At 62.8% G+C, this 20,436-nt stretch carries 18 protein-coding genes and 1 pseudogene; 17 read left to right on the forward strand and 2 right to left on the reverse strand.

Going from position 1 to position 20,436, the window contains the following annotated elements; translation table 11 throughout:
* Positions 1-78: 78 nt before the first annotated feature.
* From AC1RQ5_RS13865 to recO, 11 genes are all read left to right on the forward strand, one after another.
* The gene (locus AC1RQ5_RS13865) at positions 79-1,026 is read left to right on the forward strand and encodes a hypothetical protein (protein ID WP_493199645.1); all 948 of its coding nucleotides are present in this window, start codon (positions 79-81) and stop codon (positions 1,024-1,026) included.
* 50 nt (positions 1,027-1,076) lie between these two features.
* Complete coding sequence (locus AC1RQ5_RS13870; protein WP_493199646.1) at positions 1,077-1,514, forward strand: DUF1489 family protein; 438 nt, start codon at positions 1,077-1,079, stop codon at positions 1,512-1,514.
* An 84-nt stretch (positions 1,515-1,598) separates the two neighbouring features.
* Positions 1,599-2,360 carry a pyridoxine 5'-phosphate synthase gene (locus AC1RQ5_RS13875; RefSeq protein ID WP_493199647.1) on the forward strand — a complete coding sequence of 254 codons (762 nt, stop codon included), beginning with the start codon at positions 1,599-1,601 and terminating at the stop codon, positions 2,358-2,360.
* The gene (acpS, locus tag AC1RQ5_RS13880; protein WP_493199649.1) at positions 2,357-2,770 is read left to right on the forward strand and encodes a holo-ACP synthase; all 414 of its coding nucleotides are present in this window, start codon (positions 2,357-2,359) and stop codon (positions 2,768-2,770) included. The genes AC1RQ5_RS13875 and acpS overlap by 4 nt, the downstream gene beginning before the upstream one ends.
* A 63-nt stretch (positions 2,771-2,833) precedes the next feature.
* Entirely contained in the window at positions 2,834-3,070 is a 237-nt protein-coding gene (locus AC1RQ5_RS13885; protein ID WP_493199650.1) for a hypothetical protein, read from the forward strand.
* The gene (locus AC1RQ5_RS13890) at positions 3,067-3,222 is read left to right on the forward strand and encodes a hypothetical protein (protein WP_493199652.1); all 156 of its coding nucleotides are present in this window, start codon (positions 3,067-3,069) and stop codon (positions 3,220-3,222) included. The genes AC1RQ5_RS13885 and AC1RQ5_RS13890 overlap by 4 nt, the downstream gene beginning before the upstream one ends.
* A gap of 231 nt (positions 3,223-3,453) precedes the next feature.
* Positions 3,454-4,212 carry a signal peptidase I gene (lepB, locus tag AC1RQ5_RS13895; protein ID WP_398475339.1) on the forward strand — a complete coding sequence of 253 codons (759 nt, stop codon included), beginning with the start codon at positions 3,454-3,456 and terminating at the stop codon, positions 4,210-4,212.
* Positions 4,209-5,018 (forward strand): ribonuclease III, encoded by an 810-nt coding sequence (gene rnc, locus AC1RQ5_RS13900; protein WP_493199654.1) that lies wholly within the window; start codon positions 4,209-4,211, stop codon positions 5,016-5,018. Before lepB ends, rnc begins: the two co-directional genes overlap by 4 nt.
* Positions 5,019-5,029: 11 nt before the next feature.
* A complete protein-coding gene (gene era, locus AC1RQ5_RS13905) occupies positions 5,030-5,965 on the forward strand; it encodes a GTPase Era (protein ID WP_493199656.1) in 936 nt (311 codons plus the stop codon).
* A gap of 4 nt (positions 5,966-5,969) precedes the next feature.
* Positions 5,970-6,374: a hypothetical protein gene (locus AC1RQ5_RS13910; RefSeq protein WP_398475335.1), complete on the forward strand. Its 405-nt coding sequence runs from the start codon at positions 5,970-5,972 to the stop codon at positions 6,372-6,374.
* A gap of 105 nt (positions 6,375-6,479) precedes the next feature.
* Positions 6,480-7,226, forward strand: coding sequence for a DNA repair protein RecO (gene recO, locus AC1RQ5_RS13915; RefSeq protein WP_493199658.1), 747 nt, complete (start codon positions 6,480-6,482; stop codon positions 7,224-7,226).
* Between the two features lie 40 nt (positions 7,227-7,266).
* Here the strand turns inward: recO and AC1RQ5_RS13920 are convergent, their stop codons facing one another.
* Positions 7,267-8,298 carry an aldo/keto reductase gene (locus tag AC1RQ5_RS13920; protein ID WP_493199660.1) on the reverse strand — a complete coding sequence of 344 codons (1,032 nt, stop codon included), beginning with the start codon at positions 8,296-8,298 and terminating at the stop codon, positions 7,267-7,269.
* Between the two features lie 133 nt (positions 8,299-8,431).
* Between AC1RQ5_RS13920 and AC1RQ5_RS13925 the strand changes: the two genes are divergently transcribed.
* The gene (locus tag AC1RQ5_RS13925) at positions 8,432-9,058 is read left to right on the forward strand and encodes a TetR/AcrR family transcriptional regulator (protein ID WP_493203423.1); all 627 of its coding nucleotides are present in this window, start codon (positions 8,432-8,434) and stop codon (positions 9,056-9,058) included.
* Positions 9,059-9,137: 79 nt separating this feature from the next.
* On the forward strand, positions 9,138-11,396 hold the full coding sequence (gene parC, locus AC1RQ5_RS13930; protein ID WP_493199662.1) for a DNA topoisomerase IV subunit A: 2,259 nt from the start codon (positions 9,138-9,140) through the stop codon (positions 11,394-11,396).
* A 145-nt stretch (positions 11,397-11,541) separates the two neighbouring features.
* Here parC and AC1RQ5_RS13935 read toward each other — a convergent pair whose 3' ends face one another.
* Positions 11,542-12,843 carry a hemolysin family protein gene (locus AC1RQ5_RS13935; protein WP_493199663.1) on the reverse strand — a complete coding sequence of 434 codons (1,302 nt, stop codon included), beginning with the start codon at positions 12,841-12,843 and terminating at the stop codon, positions 11,542-11,544.
* A gap of 297 nt (positions 12,844-13,140) precedes the next feature.
* Between AC1RQ5_RS13935 and AC1RQ5_RS13940 the strand changes: the two genes are divergently transcribed.
* From AC1RQ5_RS13940 to AC1RQ5_RS13955, 4 genes and pseudogenes are all read left to right on the forward strand, one after another.
* Positions 13,141-14,514 (forward strand): DUF4403 family protein, encoded by a 1,374-nt coding sequence (locus AC1RQ5_RS13940; RefSeq protein ID WP_493199665.1) that lies wholly within the window; start codon positions 13,141-13,143, stop codon positions 14,512-14,514.
* Positions 14,515-14,676: 162 nt separating this feature from the next.
* Entirely contained in the window at positions 14,677-15,798 is a 1,122-nt protein-coding gene (locus tag AC1RQ5_RS13945) for an alpha/beta fold hydrolase (protein ID WP_493199667.1), read from the forward strand.
* Between the two features lie 180 nt (positions 15,799-15,978).
* Positions 15,979-17,148 carry an efflux RND transporter periplasmic adaptor subunit gene (locus AC1RQ5_RS13950; protein WP_493199669.1) on the forward strand — a complete coding sequence of 390 codons (1,170 nt, stop codon included), beginning with the start codon at positions 15,979-15,981 and terminating at the stop codon, positions 17,146-17,148.
* Positions 17,145-20,312: pseudogene (locus tag AC1RQ5_RS13955) on the forward strand (efflux RND transporter permease subunit). Before AC1RQ5_RS13950 ends, AC1RQ5_RS13955 begins: the two are co-directional and overlap by 4 nt.
* Positions 20,313-20,436 lie beyond the last annotated feature (124 nt).

The raw sequence follows: 20,436 nt of genomic DNA on the forward strand, positions 1-20,436 counted from the left end.
CATAACAACAGCATATTGCGGGTGCATGGCAGCCGTATCTGCTTGACGATGCGATATTAGATTTTTGGGGACTTCTAAATGAATGCGGCCTGGGCGAGCTCGCTCGATCAACTCTGGCGTTCGGCCTCATTGCCCATGTGGCTCGCTCTCGGCGTCGCCGCGTTGTTCGGTCTGATCGTGCTTGTTGCGCTGTTGCGTGCGGAGAAGTCGGTTGCGAATGGCGCGCTGACCATGATCGCGCTGCTGGCAGTCGGCGTCGCTGCGACGGTTGTGTTGCGCGGGGCCGAGCCTGCCCAGAAAGCGGCAGCTCCGACGCCAGTGGCAGCACCGCAGCTCACCACGACGCTGCCCGTGCTGTCCTGTCTCGACGAACTCGCCGGCGAGATGGTGCTCGCGGCTTGCGAGAAATCGCTTTTCGCCTCGCCGGATACGGTTGCTGCTGCTGTCTCGGCGACCGCTGCTCTGGTAGACCGATTGACATCCTATGGCGATGTCGGGAACGCGAACAGACAGGCGCCGCCGGATCTCGCCACACTGCGCAATGCGGTGGAGCGCGATCGCTACGGTTTTGTCGCTTATATTCTGCAGTCGCGCGATCGTTGCAGGCCCGACGCGTGCTTCGCTTTTCCGTCCATTCCCGATTACAAGCAGGTCGCCTCCAATATGGGCGAGCGCTTCTATGAGGGATTGCTGACACGCTATGCGCCGGCATGGAACGCGCCGCCGGCAGCGGTCGCGGCATCAGCGGTTCCAGGCGTCGCATCGCTCTCTGGCCTCCCGCCGTCGTTGCCGACGGGCAAGCCGACCAATGCCGAATTCCCGTCGTCCTCGTCGATACCGCCGATCTCGATCATGACCGATACGCCGGTCAGGGCTCCCGCTGCGGATGCCAAGGCCGCGCCGCGACCGGCGCCAAAGAAGCAGGCCGCGCCGAAAGAGGCGGCTCCGGCAGCGCCCCGTCCACAGGCGGCTGCCCCGGCGGCGCCCGTTCAGCTTGCGCCCGGCGCACCGCAGGCGGATAACTGAGCGGTGGATAACAGCTTGTAAGACCGCGTTCCGGTTCCGATCTCACGCCTATGCCCTTGCACCTCGTCAAACTCGCCGTCGGCTGTGAATCCATCGCGGATTTCAAGAGCTATCTCGCTGAACGCATGCGCGCCGCCAAGGCGCGCGGCGAGAAGCAGCAGCATATCCATGTCACCCGCATGGTGCCGAAGCGCGATGCCGAACTGCTCGACGGCGGATCGCTCTATTGGGTGATCCGTGGCGAGATCGCGCTGCGCGAAAAAATTCTCGCCATCGAGCCGTTTCGTGACGGCGAGGGCATCAATCGCTGCCGGCTGATCATGGAGCCGAAGCCGGTCACGGTGGCACCGCGTCCGCTGCGCCCGTTTCAGGGCTGGCGCTATCTCACGGACAAGGACGCGCCACCTGATCTCGGCAAGGCCGCTGCCAGCATCGAGGCGATGCCCGAGCCGATGCGCCGCGAGCTGCGCGAATTGGGGCTGCTGTAGTCGCGATGCATGGCGGCCACGCCTCGCAATGACGGCGGCGTATTGCTAGAAGGGGCTCTCGACACCCGCTTGCGAAAGCCTGACATGCCGTCCTCGTCTCTCCGCCTTGGCGTCAATATCGATCACGTCGCAACCCTGCGCAACGCACGCGGCGGCAAGCACCCGGATCCCGTGCGTGCGGCCCTCGAAGCCATTGCCGCCGGTGCCGATGGCATCACCGCGCATCTGCGCGAGGACCGCCGCCACATTCGCGATGCCGATATGGAGCGGCTGAAGGCCGAGATCTCCAAGCCGTTGAATTTCGAGATGGCGGCGACGCCGGACATGGTGCGCATCGCGCTTGGCGTGCAGCCGCATGCCGTGTGCCTGGTGCCGGAGCGGCGCGAAGAACTCACCACCGAAGGCGGCCTCGACGTGGTCGGCCAGCGCGACTCGCTGGAGCCGACCATCGCGCGTTTCAACGATGCCGGCGTCCGCGTCTCGCTGTTCATTGCTGCCGATCCGAAGCAGATCGAAATGGCCGCAAAGCTGAAAGCGCCAGTCATCGAACTCCACACCGGCGCCTGGTGCGATGCCATCACCGATGGCGAATTGATCAAGGCGGAGAGCGAATGGCAGCGCATCTCGGCAGGCGCAAAGCTTGCGAAATCCGCTGGCCTCGAAGTTCATGCCGGCCACGGACTCGATTACGCCACCGCCGAAACCATCGCGGCTCTTCCCGAAATCATGGAGTTGAACATCGGCTACTACATGATCGGTGAGTCGCTGTTCGTCGGCCTGTCGGAAACCGTGAAACGGATGCGCGCGGCGATGGACAAGGGCGTCGCCAAGCGAGGTAGCGCATGATCATCGGTATCGGCTCGGACCTCATCGACATCACCCGTGTTGCCAAGGTGATTGAGCGCCATGGGGATCGCTTCCTCGACCGTATCTTCACCGACGCAGAGCGCGCCCGCGCCCAGCGCCGCGCCAAGAGCGAGAAGATGGTGGTCGCCACCTATGCCAAGCGCTTCGCCGCCAAAGAGGCGATGTCAAAGGCGCTGGGCACCGGCATCCGCCAAGGCGTCTGGTGGCGCGACATGGGCGTGATCAACCTGCCGGGCGGCAAGCCGTCGATGAAACTGACCGGCGGCGCATTGGCGCGGCTGGAGAAGCTCACGCCGCCGGGCTACGTCGCTCAAATCGACCTCTCCATCACCGACGACTGGCCTTTGGCGCAGGCCTTTGTGATCATTTCAGCGGTGGCGAAGGTCTAGTAACCGGTATTTACGTCCGCAATCTGGGCGTGCAATCATGGTTCCGGTCTGCCGGGGGAAGCCATGACGAGTAAAGTCGTGCAAAACGAGCGGGCGAAATTGCTCGCGGGTCTCATGAACACGATTGCCGCCGCGTTCTTGTCCGCGGGCTGCATCGGTCCGGCTCTGGCGCTCTTCTACGGTTTAGCGCCGCTTGGGACGGGGATCAGCGCAATCGTAATCGGCGCGGGGATTTGCGTCGCCATGAGCGCAGGCATACATTGTATCGGGCAACTGGTACTCGGAGGGATCCGGGAATGACCGATTTCGAGATATTTGCCTTGGTTATGCCGGTCGTGGGCTTCGTTTTCCTGGCGTGCTTTGCCTTTGTCTTGATGCGTATCGATCGGGCGACTGCAGAGCCCGAACAGGCCAAGACCCCATCGGCTGACCTCAAGCAGGCCGCCGAATAGGCTCCAAGCCTTCACCGCGCCGTGACGGGGCAATTCATTGCACCTCTACTGACAACCGTTTAAACCTGCGGAGAGATCGATCCGCCGCGAATTCTTGCTCTCGCCCTCAAAAAGCCTTGGCAGGACTTTGTTGTAACCAATTGAAATTGATGCATTTTGCTGACCGGGCTGACGCTGCGGCGCGACATGCGAGGGCTAGCTGCGCACCCTTGCGCGGGAATCGGGAAAGCGATGAGCGTGACTTCGGGGACCAAGACTGAAAGCGGCTTCGGCGAGACCGTCCGCGTCGTCATCAATGCGCTCCTCATCGCACTGGTGATCCGGACTTTCCTGTTCCAGCCTTTCAACATCCCCTCAGGCTCGATGAAGGCGACGCTGCTGGTTGGCGATTACCTGTTCGTGTCAAAATATTCCTATGGGTACAGCCATTACTCGATCCCGCTATCGCCGAATATCTTCTCCGGCCGCATCTTCGGCTCCGATCCCGCCCGTGGCGACGTGGTCGTGTTCCGCCTGCCGAAGGACGACACCACCGACTACATCAAGCGCGTGATCGGCATGCCCGGCGACACCGTGCAGATGAAGGAGGGGCTCCTCCACATCAATGGCAAGCCCGTGCAGCGCGAGCGCCTGAGCGATTTCGTCGGCGAGGATCCGTGCGGCTCCGATGCCACCGCGCGGGTGAAGCGCTGGAAGGAAACACTGCCGAACAATGTCAGCTACGAGACGCTCGATTGCGTCGACAACGGCTTCTACGACAACACCATCGAATACAAGGTGCCGGCCGGCCACTTCTTCATGATGGGCGACAACCGTGACAATTCCACCGACAGCCGCGTGCAGTCGGCCGTCGGCTACGTACCGTCCGAGAACCTGATCGGCCGTGCGCAGATGATCTTCTTCTCGATCGCCGAAGGCGAGCAGGCCTGGCAGATCTGGCGCTGGCCGACCGCCGTGCGCTGGAGCCGCATTTTCTCCATCGTGCGATGACGGACGATCACACCAAAAATATCGAGACGGCAGCGCCGGAACCCGACGATCACAGCCCGGCGCCCGAGGCGCCGAAGGAGACCGCGGCCCAGCGCAAGAAGCGCGCGCGCGCCGAGGCCAAGGCTGCAGCCGCCGAGATCGAGACGCGGATCGGTCATGAATTCAAGGATGCGCAGCTCCTTGAGACAGCTTTCACGCATGTCTCGGCGCTGAAGTCGCAACGCAGCCGCAGCGAGAGCTACCAGCGCTTGGAATTCCTCGGCGATCACGTGCTCGGCCTCGTGATCTCCGACATGCTGTATCGCGCCTTCCCGAATGGCGATGAAGGCGAGTTGTCGAAGCGGCTGGCCGATCTCGTGCGCAAGGAAGCTTGCGCCGATGTTGCGCGGATTCTTGGCTTTCAGGACGGGATCAAGCTGGGCTCAGTCGGCGCCGGCGTCGGCCAGCGCTTGCGCAAGTCGGTGCTCGGGGACATCTGTGAAGCCGTGATCGGCGCGATCTTCCTTGACGGCGGTTATCCTGCCGCAGAAGCCTTCGTGCAGCGTAATTGGACGGAGCGCATGCGCAAGCCGGTGCGCCCGCTGCGCGATCCGAAGACGGTATTGCAGGAATGGGCGCAGGGCCGCGGCCTGCCGACGCCGGCCTATCGTGAGGTCAGCCGCTCCGGCCCGCATCACGATCCGCATTTCAGAATTGCGGTGGATGTCAGCGGGCTTGCATCCGCTGAAGGCGAGGGTGGTAGCAAGCGCGCCGCCGAGAAGGCGGCCGCAACGGCCATGTTAGAGCGCGAAGGCGTGAAATCTTGAAGGATGATGACTTGAACGACGACGTTGCCCACGAAACCGAAGGCGCCCCGCAGACCACACGCTGCGGCTTTGTTGCGCTGATCGGTGCGCCCAATGTCGGCAAGTCCACGCTCGTCAATGCGCTGGTCGGCTCCAAGGTCACCATCGTGTCGCGCAAAGTGCAGACCACGCGCGCGCTGATCCGCGGCATCGTCATCGAGGATCATTCGCAGATCATCCTGGTGGATACGCCCGGCATCTTCCTTCCCAAGCGCCGGCTTGATCGTGCGATGGTGAAGACCGCCTGGAGCGGCGCCCATGACGCCGATCTCGTCTGCGTGCTGCTCGATGCCAAGGCCGGGATCAACGAAGAGGCCGAGGCGATCTTCGAACAGCTGTCCAAGGTCAACCATCCGAAGATCCTGGTGATCAACAAGGTTGATATCGTCGCTAAGGAACGGTTGCTGAAGCTTGCGACCGATGCCAATGCGCGCCTGAAATTCGACGAGACTTTCATGATCTCGGCGATGACCGGCGACGGCGTCGATGACCTGCGTCGCCGGCTCGCGGCCGATGTGCCGGAAGGGCCGTATCACTACCCCGAAGACCAGATGTCGGATGCACCGCTGCGGCATCTCGCAGCCGAGATCACCCGCGAAAAGATCTTCCGTCAGCTGCATCAGGAGCTGCCCTATCAGTCGACGGTCGAAACGGACAGCTGGCAGGAGCGCAAGGACAATTCCGTGCGCATCGAGCAGACGATTTTTGTCGAGCGCGAAAGCCAGCGCAAGATCGTGCTCGGCAAGGGCGGGGCGACGATCAAACAGATCGGCGCCGATGCGCGGCGTGAACTGACCGAGATTGTCGGGCACACCGTCCATCTGTTCCTGTTCGTGAAGGTGCGCGAGAATTGGGGCGACGATCCCAATCGCTATCGTGAAATGGGCCTCGAATTTCCGCAGGAATGATCGTGTGAGTGCAGCCGTGACCGTTCCCGCCGAACTGCCGAAGAACGTCTTCTATTTCGAAGTGCTGCTTTATGTGTCGCTGATCCTGGATTGCGTCTCGATCGCGTTTCAGGATCGCACGGCCGATGCCAACCTGTCTGACAGCACGATTGCCGCAGCAACGTTTGTCGCGGCGTGCATGTTGCTGTTCTTCGTCTATCTGGTCTGGCTCGCTGCCTATCGCCGCAAGAGCTGGCCGCGCTGGGTGCTGGTGGTGTCGCTGAGCTTTTCGGTGCTGTCGCTGCTTCAGGTGCTGGGCACCTATGGCCTGCAATTCGACAGCGCGATCGAGATCGTGTCGTGCATTCTGACGGCGATGGGGCTGTATTGCGCGTTCACCGGCGATGCGAAGAGCTGGTTCAACGCATAGGCCGTAGGGCGGATGAGCGAAGCGTCATCCGCCGGCCCAGTGCTGTACCAAAGAACGGCGGATTACGGCTTCGCCTCATCCGCCCTACAATCTATACTCTCTCCCATGGAATGGACCGACGAAGGCATCATCCTCGGCGTGCGGCGTCATGGCGAATCCAGCGCCATCGTCGAACTGATGACGCGCGGCCATGGCCGCCATCTCGGTCTTGTGCGCGGTGGCGCCGGTTCGCGGATGCGCCCCTTGCTGCAGCCCGGCAACAGCGTGCAGGCGATCTGGCGCGCGCGGCTCGACGAGCAGCTCGGCTATTATCTGATCGAGGGCACCAAACTGCGCGCAGCGACGCTGCTTGGCGCGTCGCATGCTGTCTACGGCGTTACACATATCGCCTCGGTGGCGCGGCTGCTGCCCGAGCGCGACCCGCATGAAGATATTTTTGCGATGCTCGAACACATCCTCGATGACTTCGATCATCCGATTGTCGCGGCCATCCACGCCATCCGCTTTGAACTCGCGATGCTTGCCGAGCTCGGCTTTGGCCTCGATCTCGAAAACTGCGCTGCCACCGGCGACACGACCGACCTGATCTATGTCTCGCCGAAATCCGGCAATGCCGTCTCGCGCATGGCCGGCGAGCCGTGGCGCGACAAGCTGATGCCACTGCCGCCATTCATGCGGGGGACCTATGCCGCGGACCATGGCTTGTCTGACCGCGACCTGCGGGATGGCTTCGACATCACCGGCCGTTTTCTGTTGCGCAATGTGCTGGAGCCCCGCGGGCAGCGGCATTCCGATGCCCGCGATGGCTTCGTCAATGCCGTGATCCGGCGGATGACGCAGGAGGGCGCTTAGGGCCAGCCTCGCTGTGGCGATGACCGGCCCTCGCAAAGCATCAGGCGGCTGCTCGCTCGGTGATAGGACGACGGCGCAGGCTCGCCTGCATCACCGCAGGCGGATTGTAGTTGGCTTCGAGCGCACCGATATCGGTGCCGGGCGGCACGATCTGATCGATTTGATCCAGCACCTTGTCGTCGAGCGCGAGCTCGACACCAGCAAGGATGTCGTCGAGCTGCTGCATCGTTCGCGGTCCGAGAATGGCGGATGTCACCGCGGGATGCGCGATGGTGAAAGCCATCGCCATATGCGTCAGCGACAACTGCGCTTGTTCGGCGATGCGGACCAACTGTTCGACGGCGTCGAGGCGCCGCTCGTCCGCCATCTGTTTCGGGAAGTAGTTCACGCGCGCGCTTTCCGGCAGTTGCTGGCCGCGGCGATAGCGGCCGGTCAGCGCACCCATGGCCAGCGGGCTCCACACCAGTGCGCCCATGCCGTAGCGCTCACAGGCCGGCAGCACTTCGCGTTCGATACTGCGGTTCAGGATCGAGTAGGGCGGCTGTTCGCTGCGGAAGCGGGCCAGCGAACGGCGTTCCGCGATCCAGTGCGCCTCCACGATATCGGATGCCGGGAATGTCGATGATCCGATCGCGCGGATCTTGCCGTCACGCATCAGGTCCGTGAGCGTCGACAGTGTCTCTTCGATATCCGTGTCCGGTGACGGACGGTGGATCTGGTAGAGGTCGATATAGTCGGTCTGCAGGCGGCGCAGGGAATCCTCGACGGCGCGGGTCAGCCAGCGCCGTGAGCCGCCTTGCTGGTTCGGATCACTGCCCATCGCGCCCCAGCCCTTGGTGGCGAGCACGACGCTGTCACGCCGTCCCTTCAGTGCCGTGCCGACGATCTCTTCGGATTCGCCGTGGCTGTACATGTCGGCGGTGTCGATGAAGTTGATCCCCGCATCCAGCGCTCTGTGAATGATGCGGATGGAATCGTCGCGGTCCGGGTTGCCCATTGCCCCGAACATCATGGCGCCAAGACAATAGGGGGTAACCTTGAGGCCGGTTCGGCCGAGGGTGCGGTATTGCATGATTGGTCTCCTTGAGACGGTCGGAGGTTGTCAGTACCGCCCGGCTGCATTATCTGGATAAAGCGGAACGGCATTCCGTATTAATACGGAACAACGTTCCGTTTTATCAAATAACAGAATCGTGAGCGACAGGTTGACGAAGCGGGAGCAGAAAGCAGAGGGGGATGATCCTCCGAAGGGCGGCGAGCGGCGTGTCCGCGTCGATGTTCAGCGCAACCTGGATGCGCTGCTGCAGGCCGCCAAGGCGGTGTTCGCCGACGCCGGGGTCAATGCGCCGGTGCGCGACATCGCGGAGAAGGCCGGCGTCGGGGTCGGCACCCTCTATCGCCACTTTCCCCAGCGCGCCGATCTCATCGCAGCGGTTTGCCGTCGCGAGATCGATGCCTGCGCAGATGCCGCGCCGGTTCTGGCCGCCGAATATGCGCCATTCGACGCATTGGCGGAGTGGATGCAGCGCTATGCAGCGTTTATCGCAACCAAACGCGGACTGGCCGCGGCCCTGCATTCTGGTGATCCCGCCTTCGATTCCCTGCCGGCCTATTTCGACAAGCGGCTATATCCGGCTGTGACATCGCTGTTCGAAGCTGCGGCAAAGGCGAGCGCCGTCCGGACCGATGTCGATCCGAAGGATCTGCTGGGGGCCGTCGCCAGCCTGTGCATGAGCGCCCATGACCAGGGGCCTGATCATGCCCAGCGGATGGTCGGGCTCCTTATCGATGGGCTGCGCCACGCTGTGTCCCCCGCAAGAAGCCAAGTCTGACGCCGAATGGGTGGGCGACCGCCGATTGTTTCTTGATTCATTTCTTGCCCGATTCGTCACGGCGCGCTAACTCCCCGCCATGGGAAAAAGACTGATTCCGCCGGAGCCGGCTGAAATTCACGAAGTGCAGCTCCGCGAGGCGCTCGAGGAGCGCTATCTCGCTTATGCGCTCTCCACGATCATGCATCGCGCGCTGCCAGATGCGCGGGACGGCCTGAAGCCGGTTCACCGCCGCATCCTCTATGGCATGCGCCTGCTCCGGCTCGATCCGGGCACGCCGTTCAAGAAATCGGCAAAGATCGTCGGCGACGTGATGGGCTCGTTCCATCCGCATGGCGACCAGGCGATCTATGACGCCATGGTGCGCCTCGCGCAGGATTTCTCCTCGCGTTATCCGTTGGTCGATGGCCAGGGCAACTTTGGCAATATCGACGGCGATAGCGCGGCGGCCTATCGTTATACCGAAGCCCGCATGACCGATGTCGCGCGGCTGCTGCTCGAAGGCATCGATGAGGACGCGGTCGAGTTTCGTCCGAACTATGACGGCCAGTCCAAAGAGCCGTCCGTCATGCCCGGCGGCTTCCCGAACCTGCTCGCCAACGGCGCGCAGGGTATTGCGGTCGGCATGGCGACGTCGATCCCGCCGCACAACGCTGCCGAGCTTTGCGACGCCGCGCTGCATCTGATCGAGAAGCCGGACGCCAAGTCGAAGGCGCTGCTGCGTTTCGTCAAGGGACCGGACTTCCCCACCGGTGGCATCATCATCGACAGCAAGGAATCGATCGCCGAGGCCTATACGACCGGCCGCGGCTCGTTCCGCACCCGCGCCAAGTGGTCGGTGGAAGAGGGCGCGCGTGGCGCCTGGAATATCGTGGTCACGGAAATTCCGTGGCTGGTGCAGAAGTCGCGCCTGATCGAGAAGATCGCCGAACTGCTCAACGACAAGAAGCTGCCGCTGGTCGGCGATATCCGCGACGAATCCGCCGAGGACGTTCGCGTCGTCATCGAGCCGAAGACGCGCAATGTCGACGCCGGCCTGGTCATGGAGTCGCTGTTCAAGCTCACCGAGCTCGAGAGCAAGATCCCGCTGAATCTCAACGTGCTGGTCAAGGGCCGCATTCCAAAAGTGCTGGGCCTGGCCGAGTGCCTGCGCGAATGGCTCGACCATCTGCGCGAAGTGCTGCTGCGCCGTTCGCAGCACCGCAAGGGCCAGATCGAGCATCGGCTCGAAGTGCTCGGCGGTTACCTGATCGCCTATCTGAACATCGACGAGGTCATTCGCATCATCCGCACCGAGGATGAGCCGAAACCGGTCTTGATGAAGGCCTTCAGCCTCACCGAGCTGCAGGCGGAGTCGATCCTGAACATGCGCCTGCGCTCGTTGCGCAAGCTCGAAGAGTTCGAGATCCGGAAGGAAGACAAGGCGCTGCGCGCCGAACTGAAGGGGATCAACGAGATCCTCGGCTCGGAAGCGGTGCAGTGGACCAAGGTCGGCGAGCAGGTGCGCAACGTGCGCGAGATGTTCGGCCCGAAGACGCCGCTCGGCAAGCGCCGCACGGTGTTCGCCGATGCACCGGAGCATGATCTCGCGGCGCTCGAGGAGTCGCTGGTCGAGCGCGAACCCGTCACCGTGGTGATCTCCGACAAGGGCTGGGTGCGTACGCTGAAAGGGCAGGTCGCAGACCTCTCCAACCTGACCTTTAAGCAGGACGACAAGCTCGGCCAGGCCTTCTTCGCCGAGACCACGTCCAAGCTGATGCTGCTCGCCACCAACGGCCGCTTCTACACACTCGACGTCGCGAAGTTGCCCGGAGGTCGCGGTCATGGTGAGCCGATCCGTCTCTTCATCGACATGGAAGGCGATGCCGCCATCGTCTCGGTGTTCGTGCACAAGGGCGGTCGCAAGTTCCTGATCGCCAGCCATGACGGCCAGGGCTTTGTGGTGGGCGAGGACGATTGCGTCAGCGCGACCCGCAAGGGCAAGCAGATCATCAATGTCGAGATGCCCAATGAAGCGCGCGTGTTGACGGTGGTGGAAGAGGGCGCCGATCAGGTCGCCGTCATCGGCACCAACCACAAGATGGTGATCTTCCCGCTTGCCGACGTGCCGGAAATGGCGCGCGGCCGCGGCGTGCGCCTGCAGAAATACACCAGCGCGGGCCTGTCCGACGTGGCGGTGTTCAACGCCAAGGCCGGCCTCACCTGGCGCGACTCTGCGGACCGCGAACGCTCGATGACCTGGAAAGAACTGGCGGAATGGCGCGGCAACCGCGCCGATGCCGGCCGTCAGGCGACGGGCCTGCCGACGTCGAACAAGTTCAACAAGCCGATCGAATGATCGGCTTGCGCCGCGACCACGCCCCCTCATCCTGAGGAGCCGCGCTCTTGCGCGGCGTCTCGAAGGATGGCCGCACACGCCCAGCCTTCCTTCTCATGGTTCGAGACGCGCGCAAGAGCGCGCTCCTCACCATGAGGGGACGGTATTACCCCGTCTCTTCCTCGACCATCCGTGTCGCCAGCACCTTGTCGATGCGGCGGCCGTCGAGATCCATGATCTCGAATGTCCAGCCATGCGAGATGATGGCGTCGCCCACATCGGGGATGCGGCCGAACTCGTAGAGCAGGAAGCCGGCAAAGGTCTGATACGGCCGCGAGCCTTGCGGCGGCTCGATCGACAGCAGCGACATGAATTCCAGCGCCGGCATCCAGCCCGAGATCAGATAGGAGCCGTCGTCGCGCTTGTGGAAGGCGAGTTCGGCCGGGCCTTCCTCGGTGTGAAACGCGCCGACAATGGCTTCGAGAATATCCGCCGATGTGACGACGCCCTGGAAGGTGCCGTATTCGTCATGGACAAGGCCCATATGCACGGCGGACTCGCGCAGGATCCGTACCACGTCGCGCGCATCCAGCGTGTCGGGGATGACAGGTGCTTCACGCACCAATGCCCGGATATCCGGCGAGCCACCGGCGAGAAACGCGCCGAGCAGATCCTTCGCCTGCACGATGCCGATGGCGGAATCCATGTTGCCGTCGAACACCGCGAAGCGCGAATGCGGCGAGCCGCTGATCTCTGCGTGAATGGTCTCGATGGGATCGGCGAGATCGATCATCGCCACTTCATGACGCGGTGTCATCACCGCACCCACGGGGAGATCGCCGAGCCGCATCACGCCGGCGATCATTTCCTTCTCGCCGGGCTCGAGCACGCCTGCGGTTTCCGCTTCCGTCACCAGCGTATGGATTTCGGCTTCGCTCACCTTGTCTTCAGACTCGCCGCGCTGGCCGAGCAGAAACAGAATCGCCTTGCCCGAGCGATCGAGCAGCCACACCAGCGGCAGCGAGATTTTTGCGAGCAGCACCATGGCCGGCGCCACGCGAACCGCGACCGCCTCGGGATCGCGCAAGGCGATCTGCTTCGGTACGAGTTCGCCGATGATCAACGATGCGTAAGTGATGATGGAGACGACGATGCCGACGCCGAGTGTATCGGCAAGGCCTTTCGATACGCCGAGTTCGAGCAGCTCCGCAGTCAAACGCTGACCCAGCGTGGCGCCTGAGAACGCGCCCGACAGCACGCCGATCAGCGTGATGCCAATCTGCACGGTGGAGAGAAACTTGCCGGGATCGGAGGCCAGCGCCAATGCGCGGCGCGCACCTGTGACGCCTTTTTCGACGAGGCCAGCGAGACGGGCAGGGCGGGAGGACACGATCGCGAGTTCAGACATCGCGAGCAGGCCGTTGAGGACGATCAGGACCGCAACGATCCCGAGTTCGAGCGATAACACAATGGTTCCTTCTGGTGGTGAAGCTGCAATTGTAGTCGATCGCGCGCCAAGTCGCCATGGCATGCGCGCAAAACGCGACACAACGGCTCATCCCCTTGAAAAGGTGCGGACAAGCTCCGTTTGGTATCGGCACCCGCAGGATTGCTTGCTGCTTCATCCAGAGGTGGTAAGGTGGCATGGTGCCGTTGACGACATTGCGAGGTCCAGATGACGAAGACGCCAATGTCCGTTGTTCCGCCTCGCCAATTTGAACTAGGCTTGCTGCGATTATCCGCGCTTAGACAGGTGGGCGCCGCGTTGGTCCTCGCTGTCACCGGATCGACAGCGATCCTGGCCGCTGACAAGCCTCCACTCAGTGCGGATCAGGCCACACCGGCCGTTGTCACTTCAAAAATTTCCGCGATCATCGAATTCGGCATCCCTGCGATCAATGATGCGCTCGCGCGCCGCGTGCCAAAAGTGCTGGCGTCGTTCGACGATCGCACCACGAGCTGTTGGCATCGCCAGGTGATGGGCCGCATGGTGAATGTGGATTGCACCTATTCCGGTGAGATCGAGCGCACCGGGCCCGTCTCCATGCGCGCCGAGAATGGACGTCTCGTTGCCTCGACGCCCTTGTTTGGCAGTGTGGAAGCGCAAGGCACCAAAGGCTTTGCGCGGCTTCTGAAAGGCGAGGCCGAGGGCGCGATGACCGTCTATGCCAGCGCGCGTCCGCAGCTGCGCAAGGATTGGTCAGTGACGCTCGACATGAGCGAAGGCTTTCGCTGGCAGGAGCCGCCGGAGCTGCAGATCCTCGGCTTCCGCATCAACATGTCGAAATATGTGGAGCCGAAGATCAGGGCGCAACTCTCGAAGGTCCAGAGCGATGTCACCGCCAATGTCCGCGCGCTGAACATCAAGGCAAAGGCGACGCAGGCCTGGCAGAAGGCGTTTGCCAATGTGCAGATCGTCGAGACGCCGGCGATCTGGGTGCAGACGACGCCGCAAGGCATCGCCTTCTCGGGCGTACGCGCCGCGGGCAATGTGCTCGAAGGCTCCGCCGAACTGACAACGACCACGCAGACATTCCTTGGCACGCAGCCGCCGGCACCCGCGCCGATGCCATTGCCGGCGCTCGGCGACGATGTCAGTGATCCCGGTCGTTTCGAAGTTCTGGTGCCGGTGAGCATCGCTTATGCTGTCATCAAGCAGCAGGTGCAGACGGCGATCGCGGCACTGGCCGCGCAGGGCGGTCCGAGCTTCAGCGATTTCGATATCTATCCCTCGAACGGCAAATTGGTGATCGGCGTGCAACCGTCCTCGCCATCAGGGCCGGGCGCCTGGATCTATCTCTCGGCGACACCGCAGGCCGGCGATGATGGCTCCGTGCAATTCACCGATCTGGCGCTGCAGGCCGATGCCGCGACCATCGCTGCCTCCGATGTGGCGACGCTGCTGAGCAACAGTGATTTTCTGACGCAGCTGAAGCAGAAGATCGCGCTCGACTACAAGGCGGAGCGCGATCGTTTGATATCATCAGCCAATGCAAAATTGAGCCGGCCATTGAGTGACGGCTTCCGCAGCGAGGTCCAGCTTGCCTCCGTCGGCGTGTCGAAGATCGCGCTGCTGCCCGACACGCTGCAAATCCAGTTGCGCGCGGCGGGACGTCTGAAGCTGCTTTATGGGATGTGAGCGATGATCTCGTCTGTCGTCCCCGCGAAGGCGGGGACCCATAAACACCGTCAATCGTTGTTTGAGCTGTGGCTACGGCTGGTGAGCGTCATAAAGCTTGAAGGCTATGGGTCCTCGCTTTCGCGGGGACGACATGTGAGGCAAAGCGTTTTGGCTGCAATCATGGTGTTGGTAGCATCTTCTGCCTTCGCCCAAACGCCATTCTACCAAGCCACCCCGCAAGAAATCGCCGGTCCGCCCGGCACGCTGATCCGCTCCGAGCCGATGCAATTCGCGCCGGCGGGCGCGCAGGCTTGGCGCATTCTCTATCGGTCCAAGGGGTTGAATGACGAGCCCATCGCCGTCTCTGGCGTCGCCATCATTCCGCCGGGGGAGACACCGCCAAACGGCCGCCCCATCGTCGCGTGGGCGCATCCGACCACGGGTGTGGTGCCGCATTGCGCGCCGTCGCTGGCACTGTTCGTGTTTCAGCAGATGATGGGGCTGCGCCCACTCATCGAGCGCGGCGTGGTGGTCGTGGCGACCGACTATCCCGGTCTCGGCACGCCCGGTCCGCATCCCTATCTCGTCGGCCCCAGCGAAGCACGAGCCGTGCTCGACTCCGTTCGTGTCGTGCGCAGCATGCCCAATGCGGGCGGCGGCAAAAGTTTTGCAGTGTGGGGCCATTCGCAGGGCGGCCATGCCGCGCTCTATACCGGGCTCCTCGCCAAGTCCTATGCGCCTGAGCTCAATCTCGTCGGCGTCGCTGCGGCGGCGCCGGCGACAGACCTCGTCACGCTGATGGGCGACGACTTCAAGACCTCCGGCGGCAAGAACCTGACGGCGATGACGCTGTGGTCATGGGCCCGCATCTTCAAGGAGCCGCTCGACAAGGTGGTGGTGCCCGCCGCGATGCCGACGGTCGATCGTCTGGCGAACGAATGCATCGAGAACATTTTTGACATCATCGAGCGGCAGAGCCAGGAAAAGGTCCTTGAGCAGACCTTCCTGTCGGTGCCGAATATCGCCACCGTCGAACCCTACAAATCGCTGGCGGCGCGCAATTCGCCGGGCGCCTTGCCGAACGGCATACCGCTCTTCCTCGCTCAGGGGACAACGGACACTTTGGTGCAGCCTGCGGTCACGCAGGGCTATTTCCAGCGCCAGTGCAAGGCTGGCAGCCGCGTCACCATGCATCTGATGCCGAATGTCGGCCACGGCTTTGCCGCGCGCGATGCCGCAAATGACGCTGTCATCTGGATGGGCGAGCGTTTCGCCGGCAATCCGGCGCCGAGCGACTGCTGAGGCGGGCAGGTGCCGGCCGCATCAAACTTTTGTGCAACGACGATGCCTTGCAGGCGAGCGTGGCGCCGCCCATCTGCGGTCTCCATGCGAGATTGCGCCGGTCGGTTGTAAAAACTTCGACGCGTCGCAATTTTCATGTACGATTGACTTCGGTCAGTCGGCTTGTTGGGGGCATTTGTCTTGAATTGCGTCAGATCGATCTTTCCCGCTGCGTCCGTCATCCTCGCTGTATTCCTTGCCGGTTGCGGCAAGAAGGACGAGGCCGCGGCACCCCCGCCGCCGCCTGTGACGGTTGCCAATCCGCTCAAGAAGCAGACCACGGACTGGGATGAATTCACGGGCCGTTTCGATGCGGTGGATCAGGTCCAGATCCGCGCCCGCGTCACCGGCTTCGTTACCAAGGTGAGTTTTGTGGATGGCGCCGTGGTGAAGGCCGGTGACGTCCTTTACGAGATCGATCCACGCCAGTATGAGGCTACGGCCGAGCAGGCGCAGGGCCAGCTCGACGACGCCAAGGCCAAGGTGGATCTCGCGCAGCGCGAACTCGACCGCGCCACCACGCTGATCAAGACCCAGGCGATCGCCGAAAACATCGTCGATCAGCGCACGCAGGCACTCGCGGCAGCCCAGGCGTCGGTGCTGGTGGCCGAAGGCGCGCTCAAGCTGGCAAAGCTCAATCTCGAATATACGAAAGTCGTCGCGCCCATCGATGGCCGTGTCAGCCGGCACCTGATCAGCGTCGGCAATCTCGTCAATGGCAGCGACAGCGGCGCGACGCTGCTGACATCGATCGTGTCGATGACGCCGATCTATCTGTATTTCGACATGGATGAATCCATCTATCAGCGCAATAGCCGCCTGTGGTTCGAGGGCCGCAGGCCGAGCTCGCGCGATACGCCCAATCCCGTGCAGATCACGCTGACCGGTTATGACAAGCCGACCAAGGAGGGGAAGATGGACTTCCTCGACAATCGGCTTGATATCGGCACCGGCACGCTGCGCGGCCGCGCCATCGTCGATAATCACGATCTGTCGATCCTGCCCGGCCAGTTCGCGCGTTTGCGTGTCATCGCCAGCGGTGCATATGAAGCGCTGCTGATCCCCGATACCGCCGTCGCCACCGATCAATCGCGAAAAATCGTGATGGTGGTGAAGCCTGACGATACGGTCGAGGCAACGCCAGTGACGCTCGGTCCGCTCGATGATGGCCTGCGGGTGATCCGCGAGGGCCTCAAGCAGGATGACCGCATCATCATCGACGGCCTGCAGCGCGCGCGTGTCGGCGCCAAGGTCGCGCCCAAAATGGGCGAGGTGAAGCCCATCGCTCCCGCCGGTGGCGCCAAGCCATGAATCTCGGCAGCCTCTCCATCAATCGTCCGATCCTCGCGATGGTGATGTCCATCGTGCTGATCATCGTCGGCGCGCTCGCTTACACGACGCTGCCGGTCTCCGAATATCCGGAAGTGGCGCCGCCGACGGTGGTGATCACCACGCAATATCCCGGCGCATCCGCGCAGACGGTGTCGGAGACGGTGGCAACGCCGATCGAGCAGGAGATCAACGGCGTCGAGGACATGCTGTATCTCTACAGCCAGGCGACCTCGAACGGCCAGCTCAACATCACCGTCACCTTCAAGCTCGGCACCGATCTCGACAAGGCGCAGGTGCTGGTGCAGAACCGTGTCGCCATCGCGTAGCCGCGGCTGCCCGAGGAAGTGCAGCGTAACGGCGTCGTCACCCGCAAGAACTCCCCCGACCTGATGATGGTCGTGTTCATGCTGTCGCCTGACGACACCTATGACCAGCTTTACATCTCCAACTACGCGCTGCGTAACGTCCGCGACCAGTTGCTGCGCCTTGACGGTGTCGGCGACATCCAGATTTTCGGCGCCCGCGATTATTCGATGCGGCTGTGGCTTGATCCCGACAAGATCGCCAATCTCGGCATGACCGCGGGCGATGTCATCACCGCCATCCGCGCGCAAAACATCCAGATCGCGGGTGGCCAGATCGCCGAGCCGCCGATCTCCGATCGGGCCTTCTCACCGAACCTGACATTCACGGGGCGTCTGAAGGATCAGTCCGAATTCGGCAATATCGTCATCAAGGCCGGCAGTGACGGCCGCACCGTGCGGCTGCGCGATGTGGCGCGGATCGAACTCGGCGCGCTGTCCTACACGACCAACAGTTTTCTTTTGAAGAAACCGGCGGTCGCGCTCGCGGTGTCGCAGCGGCCGGGATCGAACGCGCTGGCGACGGCGGATGCGATCGCCAAGACCATGGCGAAGCTCAAGACCGAATTCCCGAAAGGGCTCGAATACAATATCGGCTACAACCCGACCGAATTCATCGCGCAGTCTGTCAGCGAACTGATCAAGACCATCTATGAAGCCATGGTGCTGGTCGTGATCGTCGTCCTCGTCTTCCTGCAGGGCTGGCGGCCGGCGATCATTCCCATCATCGCCATTCCGGTGTCGCTGGTCGGCACCTTCGCCGTCATGGCCGCGCTCGGATTCTCCATCAACAATCTCACGCTGTTCGGCCTCGTGCTGGCGGTCGGCATCGTGGTCGATGACGCCATTGTGGTGGTCGAGAATGTCGAGCGGCATCTGGCCGAAGGCAAGAGCCGGCGCGAGGCGGCGCTTCTGACCATGACCGAGGTCGGCGGCGCGCTGATCTCCATCGCGCTGGTGCTCTGCGCCGTGTTCGTGCCGACAGCGTTTATCGGCGGCATTTCCGGACAGTTCTTCCAGCAATTCGCCGTCACGATTGCGGTGGCGACGGCGATCTCCTGTTTCTGTTCGCTCACGTTGTCGCCGGCGCTGGCCTCGATGATCCTCGTCCAGCATCACGAGAAGACACCGCCGCCGAGCTGGAACGTCGTTGCCCGCGGCTGGAACGCCTTCACCGGCGTGTTCAATCGCGGCTTCGACAAGCTCTCGCATGCCTATGGCACGGCCGCCGGTTTCGTCATTCATCACCTGGCGCTGATGCTGGTCGTCTATGCCGCACTGATCGGCACCGCCGGCTGGCTGCTTTATGCGACGCCCCAAGGCTTCATCCCGGTGCAGGATCGCGGCTATGTCATCGTCGTCGTGCAATTGCCCGGTGCGGCATCGCTGAGCCGCACGACGGAGATCGTGCGCGAGATCGAGCGGATCGCGCTCGAAGTGCCCGGCGTGGTCCGCGTGCCGTCTTTCGCCGGCTTCAATGGCGCGACGCGCACGCAGGCCTCGAATGCGGCGGCGCTGTTCCCCGTCTTCGCCGATGCCGAGGAGCGCGCCAAGGAGGGCCATACCGCCACGCAGATCACCGCCGAATTGCGCAAGCGGCTCGCGGCGATCCAGGGCGCATTGGTGATCGTGGTGCCGCCGCCGGCCGTGTCCGGCATCGGCACCGGCGGCGGCTTCGCCATGCGCATTCTCGACAATCAGGGCAGGGGTCCCGACCTGCTCGAGAAGGCGACGGATGAACTCGTCAATGCCGCGCGCCGGGCGCCCGGCCTCACATCGGTGTTCTCGCCCTTCACCGCGAACACGCCGCAGGTCTTCGTCGACATCGATCGGCAGAAGGCGCAGATGCTCAATGTGCCGATCTCCAACGTCAATGACGCGATCCAGACCTATTTCGGTTCGGCCTATGTCAACGACTTCAACATTCTCGGCCGCACCTATCACGTCACCGCGCAAGCCGATCTGCCATTCCGCAAGGAACGCTCGGATCTCGCCCGGCTGCAGACCCGCAATGCCGATGGCAATATGGTGCTGCTCGGCAGTGTCGTGAATTTCGAGGATCGCGCCGGGCCGGATCGCGTGCCGCGCTACAATCTCTATCCGGCATCGGAGCTGCAGGGCGACACGCTGCCCGGTGTCAGTTCGGCGACGGCGCTGAACACCATGAAGAAGCTCGCCGATGAAACGCTGCCGAGCGGATTCTCATTCGAATGGACGGACCTGTCCTATCAGCAGGTCACTGCGGGTAATTCCGGGCTCTATGTGTTCCCGATCTGCGTGCTGTTCGTCTATCTCGTGCTGGCCGCGCAATATGGCAGCTGGTCGCTGCCTTTCGCGATCATTTTGATCGTACCCATGTGCCTGTTCGCGGCGACCATCGGCGTGCGCATCATGGGGCAGGACATCAACATCCTCACCCAGATCGGCTTCGTCGTGCTGGTCGGCCTGGCAGCGAAAAACGCGATTCTGATCGTCGAATTCGCGCGCGACATCGAGCAGGAGGGGCGTGATCAGCTGGACGCCATCGTCGAGGCGTGCCGGTTGCGCATCCGTCCCATCCTGATGACGTCCTTCGCCTTCATCCTTGGCGTGCTGCCGCTGGTGATCTCTTCCGGCTCGGGCTCGGAAATGCGTCAGGCCGTCGGTGTTGCCGTGTTCTTCGGCATGATCGGTGTCACGATCTTCGGCCTGATTTTCACGCCGATCTTCTACATCCTGATCCGGCGTCTGTTCCCGGGGTCGGTGGTCGTGGAACCTAAGGAACGGGGCGCGCATTCCTGATTGCGTCATTCTCCAGCCTCATCCTGAGGCGCGCGCCCTTGCGCGCGTCTCGAAGGATGGATTTAAGGTACTGCCTGCCATCTCATGGTTCGAGACGGCGCAAGTGCGCCTCCTCACCAAGAGG

This window comes from Tardiphaga sp. GW821-FHT12E02 (assembly GCF_058807155.1).

Coding starts and splice junctions, on each gene's coding strand:
- AC1RQ5_RS13865 (WP_493199645.1), top strand. CDS start 79: ATGAATGCGGCCTGGGCGAGCTCGCTCGATCAACTCTGGCGTTCGGCC.
- AC1RQ5_RS13870 (WP_493199646.1), top strand. CDS start 1,077: ATGCCCTTGCACCTCGTCAAACTCGCCGTCGGCTGTGAATCCATCGCG.
- AC1RQ5_RS13875 (WP_493199647.1), top strand. CDS start 1,599: ATGCCGTCCTCGTCTCTCCGCCTTGGCGTCAATATCGATCACGTCGCA.
- acpS (WP_493199649.1), top strand. CDS start 2,357: ATGATCATCGGTATCGGCTCGGACCTCATCGACATCACCCGTGTTGCC.
- AC1RQ5_RS13885 (WP_493199650.1), top strand. CDS start 2,834: ATGACGAGTAAAGTCGTGCAAAACGAGCGGGCGAAATTGCTCGCGGGT.
- AC1RQ5_RS13890 (WP_493199652.1), top strand. CDS start 3,067: ATGACCGATTTCGAGATATTTGCCTTGGTTATGCCGGTCGTGGGCTTC.
- lepB (WP_398475339.1), top strand. CDS start 3,454: ATGAGCGTGACTTCGGGGACCAAGACTGAAAGCGGCTTCGGCGAGACC.
- rnc (WP_493199654.1), top strand. CDS start 4,209: ATGACGGACGATCACACCAAAAATATCGAGACGGCAGCGCCGGAACCC.
- recO (WP_493199658.1), top strand. CDS start 6,480: ATGGAATGGACCGACGAAGGCATCATCCTCGGCGTGCGGCGTCATGGC.
- AC1RQ5_RS13920 (WP_493199660.1), bottom strand. CDS start 8,298: ATGCAATACCGCACCCTCGGCCGAACCGGCCTCAAGGTTACCCCCTAT.
- parC (WP_493199662.1), top strand. CDS start 9,138: ATGGGAAAAAGACTGATTCCGCCGGAGCCGGCTGAAATTCACGAAGTG.
- AC1RQ5_RS13945 (WP_493199667.1), top strand. CDS start 14,677: ATGGTGTTGGTAGCATCTTCTGCCTTCGCCCAAACGCCATTCTACCAA.